The 18,317-nt window shown below is 52.2% G+C and carries 15 protein-coding genes; 1 reads left to right on the top strand and 14 read right to left on the bottom strand.

Features of this window, described 5'->3' with window-relative positions:
• Nucleotides 1–50: 50 nt before the first annotated feature.
• The 13 genes from BMW55_RS14670 to BMW55_RS14610 all read right to left on the bottom strand — a co-directional run bounded on the left by BMW55_RS14670 (nt 51) and on the right by BMW55_RS14610 (nt 17,083).
• Nucleotides 51–1,175: a GerAB/ArcD/ProY family transporter gene (locus BMW55_RS14670; protein WP_170839960.1), complete on the bottom strand. Its 1,125-nt coding sequence runs from the start codon at nt 1,173–1,175 to the stop codon at nt 51–53.
• Nucleotides 1,156–2,691, bottom strand: a complete 1,536-nt coding sequence (locus BMW55_RS14665) for a spore germination protein (RefSeq protein WP_425283869.1) — start codon at nt 2,689–2,691, stop codon at nt 1,156–1,158. Before BMW55_RS14665 ends, BMW55_RS14670 begins: the two co-directional genes overlap by 20 nt.
• Nucleotides 2,692–3,064: 373 nt before the next feature.
• Complete coding sequence (locus tag BMW55_RS14660; protein WP_170839959.1) at nt 3,065–3,757, bottom strand: DUF3891 family protein; 693 nt, start codon at nt 3,755–3,757, stop codon at nt 3,065–3,067.
• 187 nt (nt 3,758–3,944) lie between these two features.
• A complete protein-coding gene (locus BMW55_RS14655; protein WP_089970929.1) occupies nt 3,945–6,809 on the bottom strand; it encodes a VWA domain-containing protein in 2,865 nt (954 codons plus the stop codon).
• On the bottom strand, nt 6,799–7,104 hold the full coding sequence (locus tag BMW55_RS14650; RefSeq protein ID WP_139179511.1) for a hypothetical protein: 306 nt from the start codon (nt 7,102–7,104) through the stop codon (nt 6,799–6,801). The genes BMW55_RS14655 and BMW55_RS14650 overlap by 11 nt, the downstream gene beginning before the upstream one ends.
• A complete protein-coding gene (locus tag BMW55_RS14645; protein ID WP_170839958.1) occupies nt 7,079–8,596 on the bottom strand; it encodes a vWA domain-containing protein in 1,518 nt (505 codons plus the stop codon). The genes BMW55_RS14650 and BMW55_RS14645 overlap by 26 nt, the downstream gene beginning before the upstream one ends.
• Before the next feature lie 38 nt (nt 8,597–8,634).
• Nucleotides 8,635–9,549 (bottom strand): DUF58 domain-containing protein, encoded by a 915-nt coding sequence (locus BMW55_RS14640; RefSeq protein WP_089971230.1) that lies wholly within the window; start codon nt 9,547–9,549, stop codon nt 8,635–8,637.
• Nucleotides 9,546–10,499: an AAA family ATPase gene (locus tag BMW55_RS14635; protein WP_089971226.1), complete on the bottom strand. Its 954-nt coding sequence runs from the start codon at nt 10,497–10,499 to the stop codon at nt 9,546–9,548. The genes BMW55_RS14640 and BMW55_RS14635 overlap by 4 nt, the downstream gene beginning before the upstream one ends.
• A gap of 62 nt (nt 10,500–10,561) precedes the next feature.
• Nucleotides 10,562–12,187, bottom strand: coding sequence for a coiled-coil domain-containing protein (locus BMW55_RS14630; protein ID WP_089970920.1), 1,626 nt, complete (start codon nt 12,185–12,187; stop codon nt 10,562–10,564).
• 13 nt (nt 12,188–12,200) lie between these two features.
• Nucleotides 12,201–13,091 carry an ABC transporter permease gene (locus BMW55_RS14625; RefSeq protein ID WP_089970916.1) on the bottom strand — a complete coding sequence of 297 codons (891 nt, stop codon included), beginning with the start codon at nt 13,089–13,091 and terminating at the stop codon, nt 12,201–12,203.
• Nucleotides 13,063–14,025, bottom strand: coding sequence for an ABC transporter ATP-binding protein (locus tag BMW55_RS14620; RefSeq protein ID WP_089970913.1), 963 nt, complete (start codon nt 14,023–14,025; stop codon nt 13,063–13,065). Before BMW55_RS14620 ends, BMW55_RS14625 begins: the two co-directional genes overlap by 29 nt.
• Nucleotides 14,022–16,310: a DUF7408 domain-containing protein gene (locus BMW55_RS14615; protein WP_089970910.1), complete on the bottom strand. Its 2,289-nt coding sequence runs from the start codon at nt 16,308–16,310 to the stop codon at nt 14,022–14,024. Before BMW55_RS14615 ends, BMW55_RS14620 begins: the two co-directional genes overlap by 4 nt.
• 506 nt (nt 16,311–16,816) lie before the next feature.
• Nucleotides 16,817–17,083 carry a VOC family protein gene (locus tag BMW55_RS14610; RefSeq protein ID WP_089970908.1) on the bottom strand — a complete coding sequence of 89 codons (267 nt, stop codon included), beginning with the start codon at nt 17,081–17,083 and terminating at the stop codon, nt 16,817–16,819.
• Nucleotides 17,084–17,284: 201 nt separating this feature from the next.
• Between BMW55_RS14610 and BMW55_RS14605 the strand changes: the two genes are divergently transcribed.
• On the top strand, nt 17,285–18,142 hold the full coding sequence (locus BMW55_RS14605; protein ID WP_089970904.1) for an AraC family transcriptional regulator: 858 nt from the start codon (nt 17,285–17,287) through the stop codon (nt 18,140–18,142).
• Between the two features lie 68 nt (nt 18,143–18,210).
• Here the strand turns inward: BMW55_RS14605 and BMW55_RS14600 are convergent.
• The coding region (locus BMW55_RS14600; RefSeq protein ID WP_139179510.1) for a zinc ribbon domain-containing protein at nt 18,211–18,317 on the bottom strand (107 nt) is incomplete at its 5' end.

Here is an 18,317-nt window from a genome sequence, read left to right as displayed (position 1 = left end):
TCAAATCATCCAGATCCCAACAACCCGATATCAGGCACAAGATGAGCAGACTAGCGATCCAATGTGGTTTGCCCGGCTTCATAGGCAGGGATTTCCTTTCGTTTCAGAATGTAAGAGAGAAGCAGAAACAGGAGGGGAAGACCCACGATAAAGACATAACTTAACAGAGAAATCAATTGGTTGTACAACTCGATATCTGCCTGATTTTGAGGGATCATGGACAGGATAAAAATGAGCACGCCTACATAGAAAACCGCTTTTTTATGGTCGCCCTGATGAAAATACTGTCCTAATCCCTGGCACACCAAAAACATATACACGGTGAAAGTGGTGATCACTTTGGCCGACCAGAAAGTCATAAAGATCAGGTCCAGCCGTTCGACCACTTGCAGGGAAAAGGCTTTTAACATGTAGAGGACCGGTTCCGGAACCAGCTGGATCTCCTGAGGACTAAAGATGATCAGGGCAGTGAACGTCAGAAAGGTATACAGCATCGTGGCGATGAGATTGCCGGCAGACAGGGCTTTCAGCTTCCCGCTCGCTTTTCCTTCGACAAAGGGGTAGATGACCAGGATCAATTCAAAACCCAGCATGGACAGTAAGGCTTCATGGGAACCTTTGATGATATTCATCCATCCTGCCTCTGTGATGGGAAAAATGTATGTGGGGTTAAGTTTGACCGTGTAGGAATACAAGCTGATGGTCAGCAAAATCACAATCAGAAAGGCCATGGCCACAGCAAAGCGGGCGATGGAACGCAGGCTTCCTCGAACCATATACATACCGGTCAGCACGGTAATGGCCAACAGAGCCCACTTGGGAGTTTCGGTCAGGATCCAGCGACTGATGACGTTGAGGTAAAAGACCAGAATCACGCTACAGACGTTTAAAAAGTAAGCTGTATAAGCCAAGCCCATGATTGTCCCCAGAACCCGGCCCAACAAACGGGGAAGATAATCATACAACGTCCGGGAAGGAAACCGTCGGCCCAAAGCGCACAACAGGACAATAATGACCTGGACAATCGCTCCCGCAAACAGGACGGAGATCCACCCCCCGCCCTTGGCTACCTGCTGGACGTCGAAGGGCAACGACAATACTCCCACTCCGATTTGGGTCTGCAATACCATATACATCAGTTGTCCCTGAGTGATCCTACTTCTTTCGTCGACCACGTGACTTCCATCCTCTAGAGTATTGTTCTTGTTGCATCTGCTGCGGATGCGGATCATGGGGGCGTTCGTTCAGTTTCCAGATCGGCACCCGGATAAAGGTATCCTTCAGATCCTTGATCCGCATCGGCATTACAGGGGCAAAGTAAGGGGTTCCGAAGGATTCCAATTGACACAGGTGCATTAACACCCACATCATCCCGAGGTTGATTCCGATAAAGCCGAAAGTGGCTGCCAGGACCATCAATGGAAAGCGCAGAATCCGGATCGTGATACTCATCTCGTTGGAAGGAACAAGAAAAGAGGAGATCGCGGTGACCGCAACCACGATGATCATGGGATAGGAAACCAGCCCCGCCCGTACCACTGCATCGCCAATGACCAGACCCCCGACAATGCCGATGGTTTGCCCGACCCGGCTGGGTAACCGGATCCCCGCTTCCCGGATCAACTCAATGGTCAATTCCATAAACAGGGCTTCCAGAATGGACGGGAAAGGAACACGCTGCAAACTTCCTTTGACAGTGAAGATCTGATTGACGGGCAGCACTTCCGGATGGAACGAAACGACTCCGATGTAAACGGCCGGCAGCTGAAAAGCGATCATAAAACTGACCAACCGGATGATCCGGACAAAGGACCCGATGATCCAGCGGCTGTGATAATCATCCGTGCTTTGATAAAAAGCAAACAGAGTGACCGGGACAATGACCGCCGTCGGATCCCCTTCCGAGAGAATGGCGACCCGTCCTTCCATAATGTTGGACACTGTCCGGTCCGGTCTCTCGGTGTATAACGTCTGGGGAAACGGGGAAAAGGGAGTATCTTCCATGTACTCGGTCAAGAACCCGGGAGAGATGATCGTGTCCGCCCGGATCGACCTTAATCGCTTCTCCACTTCCTGCACCATCTCCGGATTGGCTAAGTCGCGCATATAGACCATGGCAATCCGGGTTTTGGTCTTGGTTCCAATTTTGAAATACCGGACAGTCAAATGGGGGTCAGGAATGGACCGGCGGATCTGATACAAGTTGACCGACAGGTTTTCAATGAACCCCTGGTGCGAACCGCGAACCACACTTTCATTGTCGGGTTCGCTCATCCCCCGTTTGTACAGAACGGAAGTCTCCACTATCACAGCCCGGTGCTCCCCTTGCATGAAGAGCACGGTGCAGCCGCGGGCCAACTCTTCGACCACTTGGGATAAATCTTTTACCGTACGAATTCCCGGCGAAGAAATGACCGCTTCCAAATTTCCGGTTCGCGTCTCCAAAACAGGGCGGAGGATCTCCCTCTGGATTTTTTTCGCGTCGGCCACAGTTTCCAGGTAAATCAACATCCCCTCGCGCTCATTGAATTGGAAGGAACGCTTCTTCAAATCTCCGGCATGAAAAAACATCTCTTCGACATATTTAAAGTTTTTATTCAGAGACGGATAAACTTGGACAGGCGCATCTGCGGGCATCTGGGACCGTTTGGACGGGCGCGTTTTGCCTAACAACCATCTGAAGAAAGACATAGAAATCTCCTCTGATCTCATTCATTTGTCCTAGTTTATCCCCATTGTGTATTTGAGTATGCACCAGCAAGTTGACCTGTTCACTATGAAGGTAAGGAGAAGAAAAAAGGATCCCAGACTCATTTTTGGCCGGGATCCCCAATGTCTTTATGTAACTCTCGATGATAGATTCTTTACAAACAAAACCCGATCTTGACCTGGACCGTCATCATCCGTATGAACGGGCACTCCTTCTTGTTCGATATCTCCCTGTTCCATGAGAAAGCCATTCCAGTGTGGAAGGCGATCGGGCACTTTTTACAGGAGAAGTGATGGAACGGATGGTATAAACCCCTGCCTGATGAGATTGTCCGAGATACGAAGCCGCCGCATGTCAAACGAGAATCTGATAGCGGAAAACATCCCGCTTCATGACGTTTCGTGAATCATCCACAATTCGACAGGGGATTTCGATGATAAACGGCTTGGCGAACAGGTTGGGAGTCAGCCGCAAACGGTGTTCATCCTCCCACACCCACCGGTATCTCTCTCCCTGGTAACGAATCCCGTCTGCATACCAGGGATGCGTGTTTTGCTGCGGTTCATTTAAACAGATTGCCAACGAGAGATCATCGCAAAACTGCAACAGGCGAAAGTTGCTGTCCACACTTTCTTTTTCCTGCGCAGAAAGCCGTTGTAACAAGTTGTTTTGCCGGGCCAGCTCCTGCTCGCGGAAGCGGCGGCCTGCCGGATCGCTTGCATGCTCAAAAAAAGAAGCATAGTGTTTGCTGCAGAGCATACCCGCGTACCGATCTGTTTCTTCCACCTGTGAAATACCCTTGGTGTAAGCGGCCAATTTAGGAGCAAGCGGATAATCTTCAAAAGAATAAGGCTGATTTTTCGCTTCGTTCCACAAAATGGCCTGATCCAGTTCGACCCAGGCGACATCGTGATGGGAAATGGCATAAACCGTGGAATCGAAGTGTTCAAACGGTTCGGCAAAATGTGCGGCAAATTCTCCGGAAATAAGCGCGTGGTCATGTTGGGCAATCAAGACAAACTGATTTTTCCTCCGTCGAACGATCATCCTTTTCTCCCCTTTCGCCATGAATCCGGGTTCGCCCGATCAAACAGAAGAGACAGCCGCCCCGCGTACTAAGTCCTCCTTCTTTTCAAAAACCAGTTGTCTCCCTCAAAAAAGTGAGACTGCGTCACCTGCTTTTATTTCATGTATTCCCGGTCCGCTATCGCTTCTATCCCCTTTGTTCAGCCCATCAACGCAAATGTTGTTCCCTTTTTCGTTTGGCTGCCAGCAGGCGGGAAAGGTGGGTTTCATCAGAGGCTGAAGAAGGCTTTGATCCAGCTGTCTCCCCACCCGGGGAGGCAGAGGAAGCCCGCTTGTCTGCGGGAGTTTCCGATAGACGGGACGAGCGGACGGTATTTTCCGGATGTGCCTTCTTGAGCGCTTTTGATAGTTTTGCCGGATCCACCTTTTGGCCAGTCCGCTGCTGAACGACCTCCCTGGTTTTTTGCTGGAGATTTCCCAGCCGTTCTGTATAGGCGGACAACGAAGAGGACCTGGACAAGTTCAACCCCTTTTTCAAGAGATCCCAGTCTTCCCTGGAGACGGAAATTCTTCGGACCGCAATATCCACAGGCCAGAGAAGGGCGGCAATGAACAACAACCAGAGAGAGAGATCCTGTCTCCCCCATTTGCTGTCCAGATTGTCGGCAAAAGCATGGGAAAGGGTTGTCAGGACCGCTCCGCCGCCCGCATCGGCCATTCGCCGGATCAGTCCTGTGCCCTCGGTCAACAACCCGTACTCCGGTGAATAGGGGACTGCCACTCCATAGGTTCCCAATGCCCTTTGCCCGCTCTTGCCTTTTGCTGAAGCTTGAAGCAGATAGGTACCCGGCCGGCCTGCAGGAAAACTGCCCGTAAATTGCCCCGGAGCCGTTGCTTGGAGTATCACTTTTTGATTCTTCAGTTGGTCATCGATCACCGTCATCTCCAATTGATCCACTGAGGCAAACGCATCGGGAGAACCTTTGGCTTCCAGATGGACCGTATTTCCTTCCAGCCTGCTGTCTACATGCAATCCGCTCGTTTCAAATTGCGGAAACGTCCAGCTGACCACCTGATTCCAAAAGGAAGAAAATCTCTCCCACTCCACCCAGGCTCTCGACCATTTCCCATTTAAATCGCTCGTCCAGGCCACTGCTCTGCCCAGTCCGTATTGCCACCTGGCGAGAACAGGGTCCGGATAGGGGCTGGCAAGCACGGTTTCCGCGGTTTGTTTCGGGGTTGTTGCCACATAGGCGGCCAAAGGGGGAACTTTTTTCACAGAAGCAAACCAATCAGAACCTCCCGTCCACTTGGGCACAAAGGGAGCATCCACGATGTAACTGCGTGTGGCCATGGCCGTTTCCTTACTGAAGATGGTGGGAATGGAGTCGGCCTGATCAGCCAGGTAATATCTCCCTTTCCCCCACTGGGCGAGCGCCTCCAGGAGCCCTTGGTCGGCATCGGCACCTACAGCCACCGTTGACAGGGTGATCCCCTCTTTGCTCATTTTTTCGGTCAGTTCTTGATACTGCCCTCCCGGAGATTGCCCGTCCGTCAACAAGATGATGTGTTTCCGTTTTACCTTGAGTTTCCGTATTTCTTCATAAGCGTCGGCCAGCGCCGGAAAGATATTGGTTCCGCCGTCTGCCGGAATTCCGCCGATCGCGCCCTGCATCTCCCGGCGGTTTTTGACCGGTTGCGGTTTGAAAATCCAATCATTCCCGTCATCAAATGCGAGTACCCCCAACTGATCCTGGGGAGAAAGCATCTCCGTGGCCCGGATGGCCGCCTCTTTGGCCAAATTGATCTTTTCACCCGACATGCTGCCGGATTTATCAATGACCAGCATCAGCCCGAGCGAAGGCATCCGTTTTTTATCCCGAATGTCCATATGAACAGGCAACGCCTCTTCAATCGGTGTTTGAAACCAGCCGCCCAGGCCATATCCATTCTCACCGCCGCTCATGACAAGGCCTACCCCCAGATCTCTGACAGCCATGCGGATGGCGTCCATCTTCGCTTCCGGAACCAGGTAAGCCGGCATATTGACCAGAACGATGGAAGAGAAACGCTTATAGTCTTCCAGGCTCCACGGTAGAGCCGCAGGGGTCATCCGCTCCACTTCCATACCGGTTGCCGTCAGTGCGGAGATGAGATTGTCCGCTTCTCCCTCCTGTCCCTCTACCACCAACACCACCGGCTTTCCTTTGACCTGGCTGAACCCGTACGCTTGGTTGTTGTTTGGCAGGGTATCCCGTTCCGGCTGGATTTCCGCCCGGTAACGGAGAAATCCTGTCTGCTGTGCAGCGGAAGAAAAAGAATACACATTTTCCCCTTGATGAACACGCACTCTCTGTTCGGAAAGCAGGCGGTTGCCCTCGTACAGCCGGAGCACAGCCCCCGTATCGGCCGTCGCATTCACGTTGACTTTCAGTGCAGCTTGTTCATTGGCATACATGCGTCTGGGAACCTGCAAATCGGTCACCCATACTTCCGGCCCGCCTTTTTGCCTGAGAGCGATGACATCGACGCGAATTCCCCGTTCACGGAGCGCCCTTGCCTCTGCTTCCGCCGATCCCTGAGTCTCTTTTCCATCCGTGATCAGGACCACTCTTCCTTTCGCCTCCGCCGGCATCAGACCGCCGGCCAAACGCAACCCGTCCGCCAGATCGGTCGCATTCCGATTGACAGCAGCAGACATGGGGGCCACTTCTCGCGCAGTGGTGAGCATCTGCTCCACCATGGATTCAGCGCCGACAGAAATGACCGCGACCTGGTCGTCAGGATTTTTGCCCGCCACGGCCTGTCGCAACAGATTTTGTACTTGCTCCTGATTTTGTACAGACGCCGAGCGGTCGACCACGAATACGACTGACTGATGATGGACAGGAAACAGGAGATGCGTCCGCGCCAAGCTGAACACCAACAGAACAAAAATCAGGATACGGGAGCCGAAAATCAGTCTCTTTTTAACCGGTTCAAATCTTTCTTCCCGTTTCCACCAGATCCACATGCCCCAGACGATCGGAAGCAAAAGCAAAAGCATCCATGGGTTTGCCCAACTAATAGCCACGGCTGAACACCACCCATTCCAAACCGACTGCGGCTAAGGAGAGAAAGGCCGCCCACCACCAGAGTTCCAGCTCACCTTCCGCGGAAGCCTGCTTCCCGTGAAAGGGAACGGTCGGAACCTTCTGCGGGGCAATCGGCGACTCCTCCTGGGGAAAAGGAACCGCTACATGATGAATCCACTCCGTTTTTTTCACATCGGTCAATTGATACAACCCCGTCTGTTCAGGTATAAAGCGAAGGATCCCTCCTGTTGTCCGTGTGGTCACTGACTCAGCGGAGGGGTTTTGAATCTTCACCTGTTGAACCCACGGGGGAAGCGGCAGCTGAATCTCTTCCCCCGCTTTGGCCTGGCTGGCACTGGCTCCGGAAGCGGGCGACAGCCAATGGATCACTTGAACCATCAGGACGGGAAAGAGGAAGATCTGATTTTTCAAGATCAAAGGTAAAGATCACCACACGCCTTCCCTTAACCTCGCCGGCAAGAATCAGCGGAGTATCTCCCGACCGGAGCACTACTTTCGCCCATGCGGGAACGTTGACTTTTTTCACACCGGCCACATGAATCTCCTTCAACGGCACTTGTTGCATCAAAGGATGCTGCGTGTCAACGGACACATTCCCGCTGACTGAAGCGGTGCCGGTGACGGAGACCAGCCGTTGCGATGAATCAGGGTTCAGTAAGAGCAAATGCCCCTCCGGGGGAAGTTTCCCGCTTTCTCCGTTTATTATCTTGACGGGGAAGTCATCCCCGGAAGCATTCAAAGCGTCACCATGCACCACTTCCGCCTCTTTTGTCAGCTCCAGAGCCCTGGTTAAGAAAAGATTCTCTTTCCCCGATAACAATACCCGTGTTTTCCGCCCGCGGTCCGACCCGACCCATTGTTCATTGTCCAAGGAAAGAGCATCGCCGGGGGAGGATATCTTAAGATGGTAAAGCGCGGCCTCCGGCAGCTGATCCCAGCGAACCGTTTGGCTTGCCTTTTTTGGGAGAAAAACGGTCCGGGTGTCCAGGATCTGTCCCCGGTCATTTTTTAAAGTCAAAAGCACCTGAGCCTCACGGTTCCCATGATGATCCAGGCGGGCGAAGACCCCGGATTGATTTCCGCGGTCAAAGGTGCTCATGGAACCGATCGATACATTTTGTCCGGTGGCCCCCATCTGTAAGAAACGGTGGGGCAACAGCCGTTGACCGGCCGGCAGACCGGCTCCGTCGCTGAGTAAAACAATCTCCGAAGAATTCTCTTTGGAAGCCAGCGCATGGGCCAGTGTCAGAGCCGATGAAAGATCGCTGGCCTCTGCTCGCCCCTGAATCCGGTCCACAGCCTCCTTTAACGCCGTTCCATCTCCCGTCCGGGACAGGAGCACGCGGGGGGTTTTTCCCGCCTCCACCAGCGTCATGGTCTGATCGGGGCTGAGCTGCCCGATCAGCTGATGCGCTGTCATTTTGGCTTTGTCCAGACGGGAACGGTTGCCTTCCACGGCCTGCATGCTGCCCGATACATCAATCAGGAGAATGGTGTGTTTTGCTTTTAATCCCCCGGCGGGGATGGCGGGCCGGCTGAGTCCGAGGACAAGAAGAACTGCTGCCAGCAGTTGCAGCCACAACAACAGATGACGCCGCAACTTTTGCCACGGGCGGTTGGCTTCCATCTTCTTCAGCGCATGCTCCCATAACAAAGTGCTGGAAATCGTTTGGTCTTGATATCTCCGTTTCAGCAAGTAAAGAAGCAAAATAGCCGGCAACAACCAGGCGGCCAACCATAAATACGCCGGTTGAATCCAATACACGCTCCCACCCCCTCCCTTTTCTGTGAAGTGCAATTCAATTAGGCCCGCACCAGTCCTGATCTGCGGAGCAAAGAAAATAAAACGGTTTCCAGCGGGTCCTCGGCGGAAACAGCTACATAAACGATCCCTCTCCGGAAGCACCATTCTTGTACATGAGCGGAAAAACGGCGGTAAGTTTCCCGGTACGCCCGGAGAACGGGCGGGGAGAGCGATACCTGCTTCTCCCGGCCTGTTTCACAATCAAGAAAACGAATATCCCCCGTGTATGACGGATCTCTCTCTTCCTGCGCAGTGAGATGGATAAAACTTACCTGTTGCCCTGCTCCTTGCAGATCTGCGAGCCCCTGTTCATAACCCGAGGGAGAAAATCCGTCGGACAACACGATCGACAAACCGGGCCGCTTCGGGACGGCTCCCGGTTCTGACAGGGCCCGGTTGAGATCTCCTTTGCCCTCAAAGGTAAGAGCATCGAAAAACCGGAGCAGCCTGAACATCCCTGTTCTGCCCTGTACGGAGTTCAGCCGCTGTTCCACCCGCTCCCGAAACGAAAACGCACTGACCCGGTCTCCGTGATGCAAGGCCAGATAACCCAAAGCCGCCATCAATTGGACGGCCAGCCGGCTTTTCAGAGGAGTTCTCCATCCCATCGACAAACTGGTATCCAAATACAGATGCACTTCCGTTTCCCGTTCATCCAAAAAAGTTTTAAGAAACCATTTTCCCAGCCGCGCATAAGCCGCCCAATCCACCTGCCGGATATCATCGCCGGGATAGTAGGAACGGTAATCGGCGAACTCGAGGGAGCTGCCCAACATCCGGGAGCGCCTCTGCCCGCTTTGCGTTCCGCGGACCAACTGCCGGCTGACCAGTTTTAACCGCTCCAGCCTCGCCAAAAAAGCCGGGTCCAACAGAGATGAAGCCGGCCCGTCCCCAAGGTGTGCCGACCGGCTCATCGCGCGCTCCCCTTTTTCATCTCTTCCAAAATCTCACTAACCAGCTGATCTGTCGTAATCCCCACCGCCTCCGCTTCAAAATTGAGCAGGATGCGGTGGCGAAACACGGCGGGAGCGACTGCCTCCAAATCTTCACGGGATGCGTTGAAGCGGCGGTGTAAAAACGCTTTGGCTTTCGCCGCCTGGACCAGGGCTTGTACACCGCGCGGTCCCGCCCCTGCACGCACATACTGTCGGACCGGCGCGGGTGCGGAGGGGTGAGACGGATGAGTCATCAAGAGCAGGCGGACCGCTTCATCCACCACTTCATCGGGGACGAGCAGATCACGAACAGTTGCTTGGATCTGCTGCAAGAGCGCGCCATCCGCCACTTTGCCGGGCTCAACCGTCCGGTTGGATGAAGTTTGCGTCACAATCTGTTTCAATTCCTCTTCGGATGGAAATCCGACCACGATCTTGAGCAGAAAGCGGTCCAATTGCGCTTCCGGCAACACATAGGTTCCTTCCATCTCCAGAGGGTTTTGCGTCGCCAACACAAAAAAAGGCTCCGGCAATGGGCGCGTCTTTCCGGCCACCGTCACCGTATGCTCCTGCATCGCCTCCAGGAGGGCACTCTGTGTTTTCGGTGTGGCCCGGTTGATCTCATCGGCGAGGACCAGATTTCCGAATACGGGACCCGGCTGGAAGCGGAAAGATGTTTTCCCCGTTTCATCTGCGGTGATCATCTGGGTCCCCACAATATCTGCCGGCATCAAATCAGGAGTAAATTGAATCCGGGAAAATGAAAGATCCAGGCACTGGGCGATCGTCCGCACCAACAACGTTTTGCCCAGTCCGGGAACGCCTTCCAGCAGAGCGTGTCCCCCTGCCAACATGGCGATCAATACCTGCTCAACCACATTCTGCTGGCCGATCATCACCCGGCCGACCGCCGCACTTACTTGGTCCATCACTTCCAGGTGTTCTTCCCATTTCTGTTTCCAGTTGACTTCCGATGACAATGGAATCCCCCCTAGGGTTCAATCGATGAAAAATAATCGCGGATGATCTGTTGCCATTCGGGAGGTAGGTCTCCCCGCTCTAACGCCTGCCGGACCTCTGACTGATATTCTCTGTACACTTCCTCATAAGGTCGGCTGATTCCGGGCAACGTGGACCATGTCTGACCCACTTCTTCCGTGCCTTCCCCTTGAGGGCCGCCCACCGTATCCCGCGGGCCTCCGCCGCTCACTCTGGACCAGGGAACCAACACATGGCGGCTGCCTGCTCCTTGCCCGGCCCCTAGCCCGTTGCTGCCGGCAATGCCGGACCCCGTCCCTGATCCATTGCCAGAACCTGAACCACCCGTATTTCCGGTTCCCGAGCCATTACCCGTACCGGACGGAGTTGTCCCCGCACCGTTGTTTGAGGTGGAGCCGCCTGTAGAGACATCGCCGGTTAGCCGGTTGTCCGTTGTATTTCCTCCCAACGCCGCTCGATTTCCGGATGCGGCTGCGATGGCGGTTTTGCCTGCTTGCAATAGCTGCTGGCTCTGACTGATTATCTGTTCATCCGCCTGTTGCCGGCTCATCACATTTCCGGCAGAGGAAAGCGCCTGTGCGACTGACCGGGGCGCGGCCGGGGAGTTGCCAGCCAGTTCCCGGGCCGCCTGCCGGAGATGGCTGGCCGCTTCACGTGCGGAAGCTGAATCGCTCTGTGCCCACTTTTGCCCCAGCTCGTTCAATTGTTGGGCCAGCTTCTTTTTTTCGTCAGGAGTCAAGTCCGAGAGCACTTTTTTTACTGCTTCCCCAGTCGAAGCGGATGGTTTTCCGCCTCCTTCCGCCATTTCTTTTCCGAGCGCTGCCAATTTGCCCTCTTCCATCCACCGCTGAAGCATCTCTTCGGCGGGAGCTTTCTCCTGTTCCATTTTTTGCTTTAATTGGTTTAACTTTTCGAGGCTTTCCGCCATTTTTTCAGCCGCTTGTTCCAGTGTTTCGCTATTGTCCAACTGTTCAAAGAGTTGGGCAAGCTCTTTTTGCAAGGATCGTTTCATTTCCGGACTAACCTTCGCTGCTTCGGCTGCTTTCTCTTGTTGTTTTTCCACTGCATCCCGCTCTTTTTCGATGACCAGTCTGATTTTCTCCTGCTGCCGGGCGATTTCCGTCAGCGGATTGGGCAACAGGAGAAGAAGGGTGCACAGGGCGGTTAAACCGAGCGCACTGATCCCTTCCTTTCTCGTTCCCCAGCGAAAGGGCATCCGTTCTTTTAACGAGGGAAGCTTTTCCTGCAAATGCTGGAGAGCATCTTCCCTCTGCAGAGCGACTACATCCCCCGGAGCATTGCGCATCTGCCAGGCAGTGACCAGCCGGTCTTCAAGATCCAGCCGATCGTCGAGGATAGAAACCGTCTCTGTCCAACCTGGCCGTTTCCATATGCCAACCATGCATCCGCCCACGACTCCCAGCAACCCCAGCCATCCAGCCATCAGGCCCGGATGAGCCAGCGGAACTGCGCGGGCCAGCAACAGTACGCCGCATCCCGCTGCTAAACCCGCCCATGCTCCGTTTTTTGCCCAGCGCCAGATCCGATCTTTCCAAATACGATTCCGGCCGCTTACGAGCTTGTTTAACCACCCGGGCAGCCTGTCATCTCGTTTCATGCGCTCCGCCCCCTCATGAGGCCTTGATTTCTTTGTTTTTGGGTCTGAAGACCCATTTCCACACTTTAAAGCGAACCGGCGACAGGAAATATACACTGCCGATCAGGAGAAGAACCGACAAAACGGAATAGGTGACGAGGTAAAAATCATAAAGATTGATCACCGGTTTCAATCCGCCAAAATCAAAGTCCGAATACATCGCGTAGATCAATGTGATTCCCGGGTGTAAACCCGCCAGTATTTCCGCGATGACGGGAGCAGACGCGGGCGATTGGACAGGCGGGTGCAAACTGTAGTGAATGGTGAGGATCAAGTATAGAGCAATCAGCAGGCCGATCCCGATCAGCGCCACGGTGACATAGGCCATCACTGTGGCGAGTCCCGTCCGTTTGATGAGAGAAGAAAAGAAAATACCCATGCTCCCCAAAAAGATCATCGTCACAAAAAAGTGACCAAACACCTTTACCACGTGATCAGGCGAAATTCCCCCGAACAGAAAGACAATAATGTACAAAGGTAAAGAGGCGATGATCAAAAGAACCATAAAACTGAGTGAAGCCACCCACTTGCTGAGCACGATTTTGCTGGAGGACAACGTGGTTGTGAGCAAGATCGGCAACGTTTGTCTCTCCCTTTCCCCGCTGACCAGTCCCGCCGTGATGCCCGGAATCACAAACGCCAGCATCATCAGCTGAACAAGCGACAACCCGGTAAAGAGGTAGATGCTCTCATTCGGATCAAACCAGTTCTGACTCTTTTTAAATAAAAACAGAAAGGAAAGGATAATCCCGCCCATGATGAAAAGATAGAAAAAGATGATCCACGGAGTTTTTTTCGCTCTCATCCGCCATTGAAACTCCTTGGCGAGAACCGGATTACTCCACAGTTGCCGCAATCGATTCATGCTCCTTCCCTCCCTGGGAATCTCTTGTCACCTGCAAAAATACATCTTCAATGTTCATGGATGTTTCCGAGAATCTCACTACCGGGATGTTACGGCTTACCAGCCCGCTCAACAGCTCCACCTGTACGGATTCATCCCCGCTCACTTTCGCCAGGATTTTTTCCTGCTCCAGGTGAACGGAGAGAACTTGAGGGGATGTTTCCAGATATTCCTTCGCCTCTTCCAACCCGCCCAATACCCGGATCTCCAACGTGCGCCCCTGCCGGGCATGTGCCGTGATCTCTTCCACCGAACCGCTGGCTACCAGCTCCCCCTGGTCCATCACCCCGATCACATCACACAAGCTGGCCAGTTCCGGCAAAATGTGCGAACTGATCATAATCGTTTTCCCCATCACCCGCAGCTCTTTCAATATTTCGCGGAATTCAATCCGGGCACGCGGGTCGAGCCCCGAAGCGGGTTCATCCAGGATGAGCAATTCGGGATCATGAACTAGCGTACGGGCCAATCCCAATCGCTGCTTCATCCCCCGCGACAAACTGTCGACATACGTATCCTGCTTCTCTGCGAGCCCCACGAGCTCCAGCAGTTCCAAACCGATTTTGCGCCGGAGATGCTTGTGAATCCCGTAGCAAGCCGCATAAAACTCCAGATACTCCAGAGAGGTCAAGTTATCGTACACCCCGAAAAAATCGGGCATATAGCCGATGATGCGGCGAACTTCATCCGCCTGTTCGACTACATCGAGATTTCCCACCCAGGCACGCCCGGAAGTCGGTTTGAGCAGAGTGGCCAAAATCTGCATCGTCGTCGATTTTCCGGCGCCATTGGGCCCGATAAATCCATAGACCGTTCCTTTATCAACCGTGAGATTCAAATTTTTTAACGCTTCAAACTTCCCGTAGCTCTTGCACAGGTTTTCCGTCCGGATCATTTTTTCACCCTCCCTTCCACTGCGATCATCGGTTTGCCCGACATCTGGTGTGCCTGTATTTGTATGCGAATGCGAACACGATGGTCGGGAGAGAGATAGCTGGAGGGGGATTTCGGGTTCATCGCGCTGACCGGTTTCCACTCTCCGCTTTTCCAATCGTAAATTTCCTCCGTTCTGCCTGCGGATTGGACATCGAGGCGATCGATTTGCGCAAAGCGATACGAATCCAGGGCATATTCAAAGGTGATCGTTCCGCTGTTCTCCATGGCGATCGTTTCCGTATAACCATCTCCGTAAATACGATCCGTGGACTCAATCACCCTGGAGGGAATCACCCCGAACGGCAACATTAATTTGCCTGAAGCATCAGCTTCCATGCGCATGATGCCTTTGACCAGATAGAGGTTGGACTCATTGATTTTCCGGCCTTTTACCCTTACATGAAGCAAAGGTTCTTCCGTCCAGCCGATTACGTCCAAATTGGAGACCGGCATCAAAGCCGGGTTGAACAGGAATTGCCGGTATAACTCGAGCTCCCGGTCTTTCAGTCCCATCTGTTCCGGTCGCAAGCGGGTCTGCCAGTTCATCGAATCAGGGGCTGTAAAGCGCTTGACGGCTCCCGGCGCCAGATCCCCGATGAGCAAAGCTCTGCTTCCCATCATTACCTGAACCTGTTTCAGTTTCAGACGGGTTCCGTTTTTCACCTCACCGATGAGCTGATGATTTTGTCTGGTGATGGTTCCCGTTAATTCTCCCCCAATCTGCGCCACTTGCTCCACATAGGCATCCCGTTTGCTCCATTGGGGAACATTCTTATATTGAATCGAGGCCCCGTTTTGAAAACTCACCCCATGCCCGCCGTCCGCTTTCGGGGAAAATGATTCAAGCTCCAACGGCCAGAGAAACCCGTCTGCAGCCTGCAGCACATAATCATCCGCTTCCTGCGACACCATCGCCGTAGCCCCATGAATCGAAGCACCGCCATGATCATCCGCATGTACAATCCCAATATTGTGGACGAGTACCGCATTACCACGCAAATGGTTTCCATAGAGAAAAAGCCCCATGGCGGTGAGAATTCCAATCACCGGAACAGCCAGCCAATTCCATTCATGCTTTTTCATGCGCGCAAAGATCCAATAGATGACGGGACCCACCAGGAGAAGATAAAGGGCAAATACAACGATCAATGTGCTGATACTCGGCAATCGAAAATGGGGCATCTGGTTGAGGGCCGTTTTGAGCCCCCACAGATCCTCAAAGGCTCCTCCGATTCGGCCTTGCGGATGGTTCTGCCCCAAACCTACAAACAGGACTTCCTGCCCCCACAGTTTTTCATTACCCGGCCAATCAATCAGGGATTCGGTGGCCAAATCATAACCGGCATAATAGATTTTGCCCTGTCCAAGATCGCGCTGAGCCAGCAAAACTTCACCGCCGCCCGCCGCCAGCAACCGGCTTCCTTCCTTCAGTTTGCTCTGGCTGATGGTCAGCGGCCCTTGAGGCGGAGTTGCCCATAAGGACAAGGAACTCAAATCGCTGACGGAAACCGTCTTTCCCGTTAATTCCACGGGCAGCAGGCTTTCCAGACCTCTGACACTGGCTGAGGCCTGATTCCCGCCCCCGATCAACAATTTCCCGCCTTGGCTGACCCACAAGTGAATCGCCCTGATTTGGGCGGGAGTCAGCGATTCGGAAGCCAAACGGTTGATGATGAGTACATCAAACCCGGACAGGGCCCGCCCCTGGCTCGGAATCTCCTTTGCATTCAAGGGATACGTATGTATAGACTTATTTTTCGTTCCGCTTCCAACCGCTTTGTGGAATGGGGCAGCAGACTGGGGATCGTCGCTTAAAATGCCGATGGTCAAATCATTGTTTCCCAATCGTTTGCCGCCCATGATTTGACTGCCCATCAACACTTGCCCCGACTTAAAGACGATGACGGCATCCGGCCGCGCCAGTTGATTTGGAACGATCAAGGTGATTTCTTTCGTCGATCCGGCCGGCAATTCCACTTTTTCAAGCGGATAAGCGACAGGCTTTTGCTGAGACCACTTTTGATTGGGAAGTTCGACAGACACTTCCCCGCTCACATTTCCGCTTGCGGAAAGCTGAATTCTGACCGGTACAAATTCCCCTTTGTACTCTCCTTTCCAGCCAGGCTCTACTCGGATATCCACTTTTTGCGGTGCCGCTTCCAACTGTCCGGCAGGCAGGACCAACATCCAGCCTGCGATCAGCAACAACAACCAGTTCCGGAAGCAGGACCGGACTTTTAACATATGTATCACCCTTTTCCACACCCTTCCCATAGTTAGGACGAAAAAATTTATTAAAAGTTTCCGGTATATCTGCATTTTTCATCCTATCATTTTTTCACAACGAATTAGAATATTTTCCCTCAAAATATTAGAAGACTTATTTATATTATTCGAAACTTGCCGCTCTTTTTGTACCACCAATCAAAACTCACATGACAGGAACAGGTCAGATCGGTTAGCTACCAATGAGTTTTATGCTTCCCTCCGCCCCAAAAACAGTCCTGCATAAAAATCAAAGAAAAAGGGATCCCCTTCACTGGAAGGAGATCCTTGTGCTTGATAAAATAAGTGTAAAAGTACCAAACCGAGCATCTATCTACTGGTCCACAAGATAGATGCTTTTTTATGTTTTCACACGACGCCTGGCTTTCATTGTTCCCAAAGGTGCACCCCATTGTGTAATGAGTAAATGAAGAAGTGTACGATATCTGGTTTCAGTAAAAATCGCTTGACTCATACAAACTTTCTTATTTCATTGATTTCATCCACCAAAGATTTCCGAATGGATCAACGATGCCTGCCATTTGTCCGTTCCTCTCTTCTTCTGATACCTCCATGATGGAGGTCGCTCCCGCTTCCATTGCCCTTTTATAAACATCAGCAACATTTTCTACATAAATAAACATTTGGATCGGTACAAGACCATCGTTTTTTAACTCACCGCATACACCCGGACCACAGCTCCCGTCATGGGAAGTATCAGCAAAAAATATGGTGCTTTCCCCAATTTTCATTTCTGAACTTACCCATCGCGGGTTGAGGTAGAAGGAGCATCCGTCGCACGATCTATTCCGGTAATCAGAAAAAGAGTCGGGTTCAGCGTCCCAACTCTTTGCACTAACAATCTTTGCATATGAACGTTTGACAAAACAAAGCATAAACAGACAGGATTTTAATCGACCAGATTGTTAGGATCTATATGAGGAGTGAGAACCATGGCTTGGGTGGAATCATTACAAAGAGCCATCAATTATATAGAGGAACATTTGCTGGAGGATATAAGGATCGAAGATATATCGAAACAAGCGAATATGTCGGTATATCACTTTCAGCGTGTATTTTCGATCTTAACCGACATATCTGTTGGCGAATATATTCGACGCCGGCGATTAACCCTAGCCGCTCAGGAACTATCCAGAACAAATGGCAAAATAATCGATATTGCCTACAAATATGGTTACGACACTCCCGAGGCTTTCTCAAAAGCTTTTCGCAGACAACACGGATTGACACCCAGTGAAGCACGAAAACACATGGGAAAGCTGAAATCCTATAACCGCCTGATGATCCAGGTGAGTTTGAAAGGAGTAGATCCAATGCAATACAAAATTGTGGAGAGAGACAGTTTCCAAGTAGTCGGGATTAAGCGGGAGTTTTCCTGCGTCAACGGAGAAAACCATGTGAACATTCCGAAACTATGGAATGAAGTAAATGCCAATGGAACCAGTGATTTATTATTTCAATTGAACAATGGTCAAATCAAAGGTGTATTAGGAGTCACTGCCAATTATAACGATGAGAAGAAAGTCATCGATTATTGGGTAGCCACAGAATATGACGGCGAAGCTCCTGACGGATTGTTAACCTTGCAAATCCCTGCATCCAAGTGGGCTGTATTTGAAGTTCATGGCCCGATGCCACATGCGATGACAAATGCATGGAAACAAATTTTTTCAGAATGGTTTCCATCAAGCGGACATGAGCATGCAGGTACGCCTGAATTAGAAGTATATCCTGACGGAGATCCCTATCACTCTGATTATTATTCTGAAATCTGGATTCCAGTCAATTGACCACTCCCCATGCCTAAAGGCAGGGGATTCTTGGGTAATCTCCCGCAACCGGGAGAAATAGACCAAGCTCAAGCCGTGGGCCCCACGGCGATGAATCTTAAACCTTCTTGCAGAATGTTTTTGGCGGCATTGATGTCCCGATCGTGATGAACACCACATTCCGGGCATGTCCAAT

It is taken from the genome of Lihuaxuella thermophila (assembly GCF_900110165.1).
Taxonomy (GTDB): Bacteria; Bacillota; Bacilli; order Thermoactinomycetales; family Thermoactinomycetaceae; genus Lihuaxuella; species Lihuaxuella thermophila.
The sequence above is the reverse complement of the archived record's forward strand: the minus strand, read 5'-3'. Positions and strand labels throughout refer to the sequence as shown.

Bases quoted from the DNA above. Each gene is read 5' to 3' on its own strand.
- BMW55_RS14665 (WP_425283869.1), bottom strand. From the start codon at position 2,691: ATGTCTTTCTTCAGATGGTTGTTAGGCAAAACGCGCCCGTCCAAACGG.
- BMW55_RS14660 (WP_170839959.1), bottom strand. From the start codon at position 3,757: ATGATCGTTCGACGGAGGAAAAATCAGTTTGTCTTGATTGCCCAACAT.
- BMW55_RS14640 (WP_089971230.1), bottom strand. From the start codon at position 9,549: ATGAGCCGGTCGGCACACCTTGGGGACGGGCCGGCTTCATCTCTGTTG.
- BMW55_RS14635 (WP_089971226.1), bottom strand. From the start codon at position 10,499: ATGGACCAAGTAAGTGCGGCGGTCGGCCGGGTGATGATCGGCCAGCAG.
- BMW55_RS14630 (WP_089970920.1), bottom strand. From the start codon at position 12,187: ATGAAACGAGATGACAGGCTGCCCGGGTGGTTAAACAAGCTCGTAAGC.
- BMW55_RS14625 (WP_089970916.1), bottom strand. From the start codon at position 13,091: ATGAATCGATTGCGGCAACTGTGGAGTAATCCGGTTCTCGCCAAGGAG.
- BMW55_RS14620 (WP_089970913.1), bottom strand. From the start codon at position 14,025: ATGATCCGGACGGAAAACCTGTGCAAGAGCTACGGGAAGTTTGAAGCG.
- BMW55_RS14615 (WP_089970910.1), bottom strand. From the start codon at position 16,310: ATGTTAAAAGTCCGGTCCTGCTTCCGGAACTGGTTGTTGTTGCTGATC.
- BMW55_RS14610 (WP_089970908.1), bottom strand. From the start codon at position 17,083: ATGAAAATTGGGGAAAGCACCATATTTTTTGCTGATACTTCCCATGAC.
- BMW55_RS14605 (WP_089970904.1), top strand. From the start codon at position 17,285: ATGGCTTGGGTGGAATCATTACAAAGAGCCATCAATTATATAGAGGAA.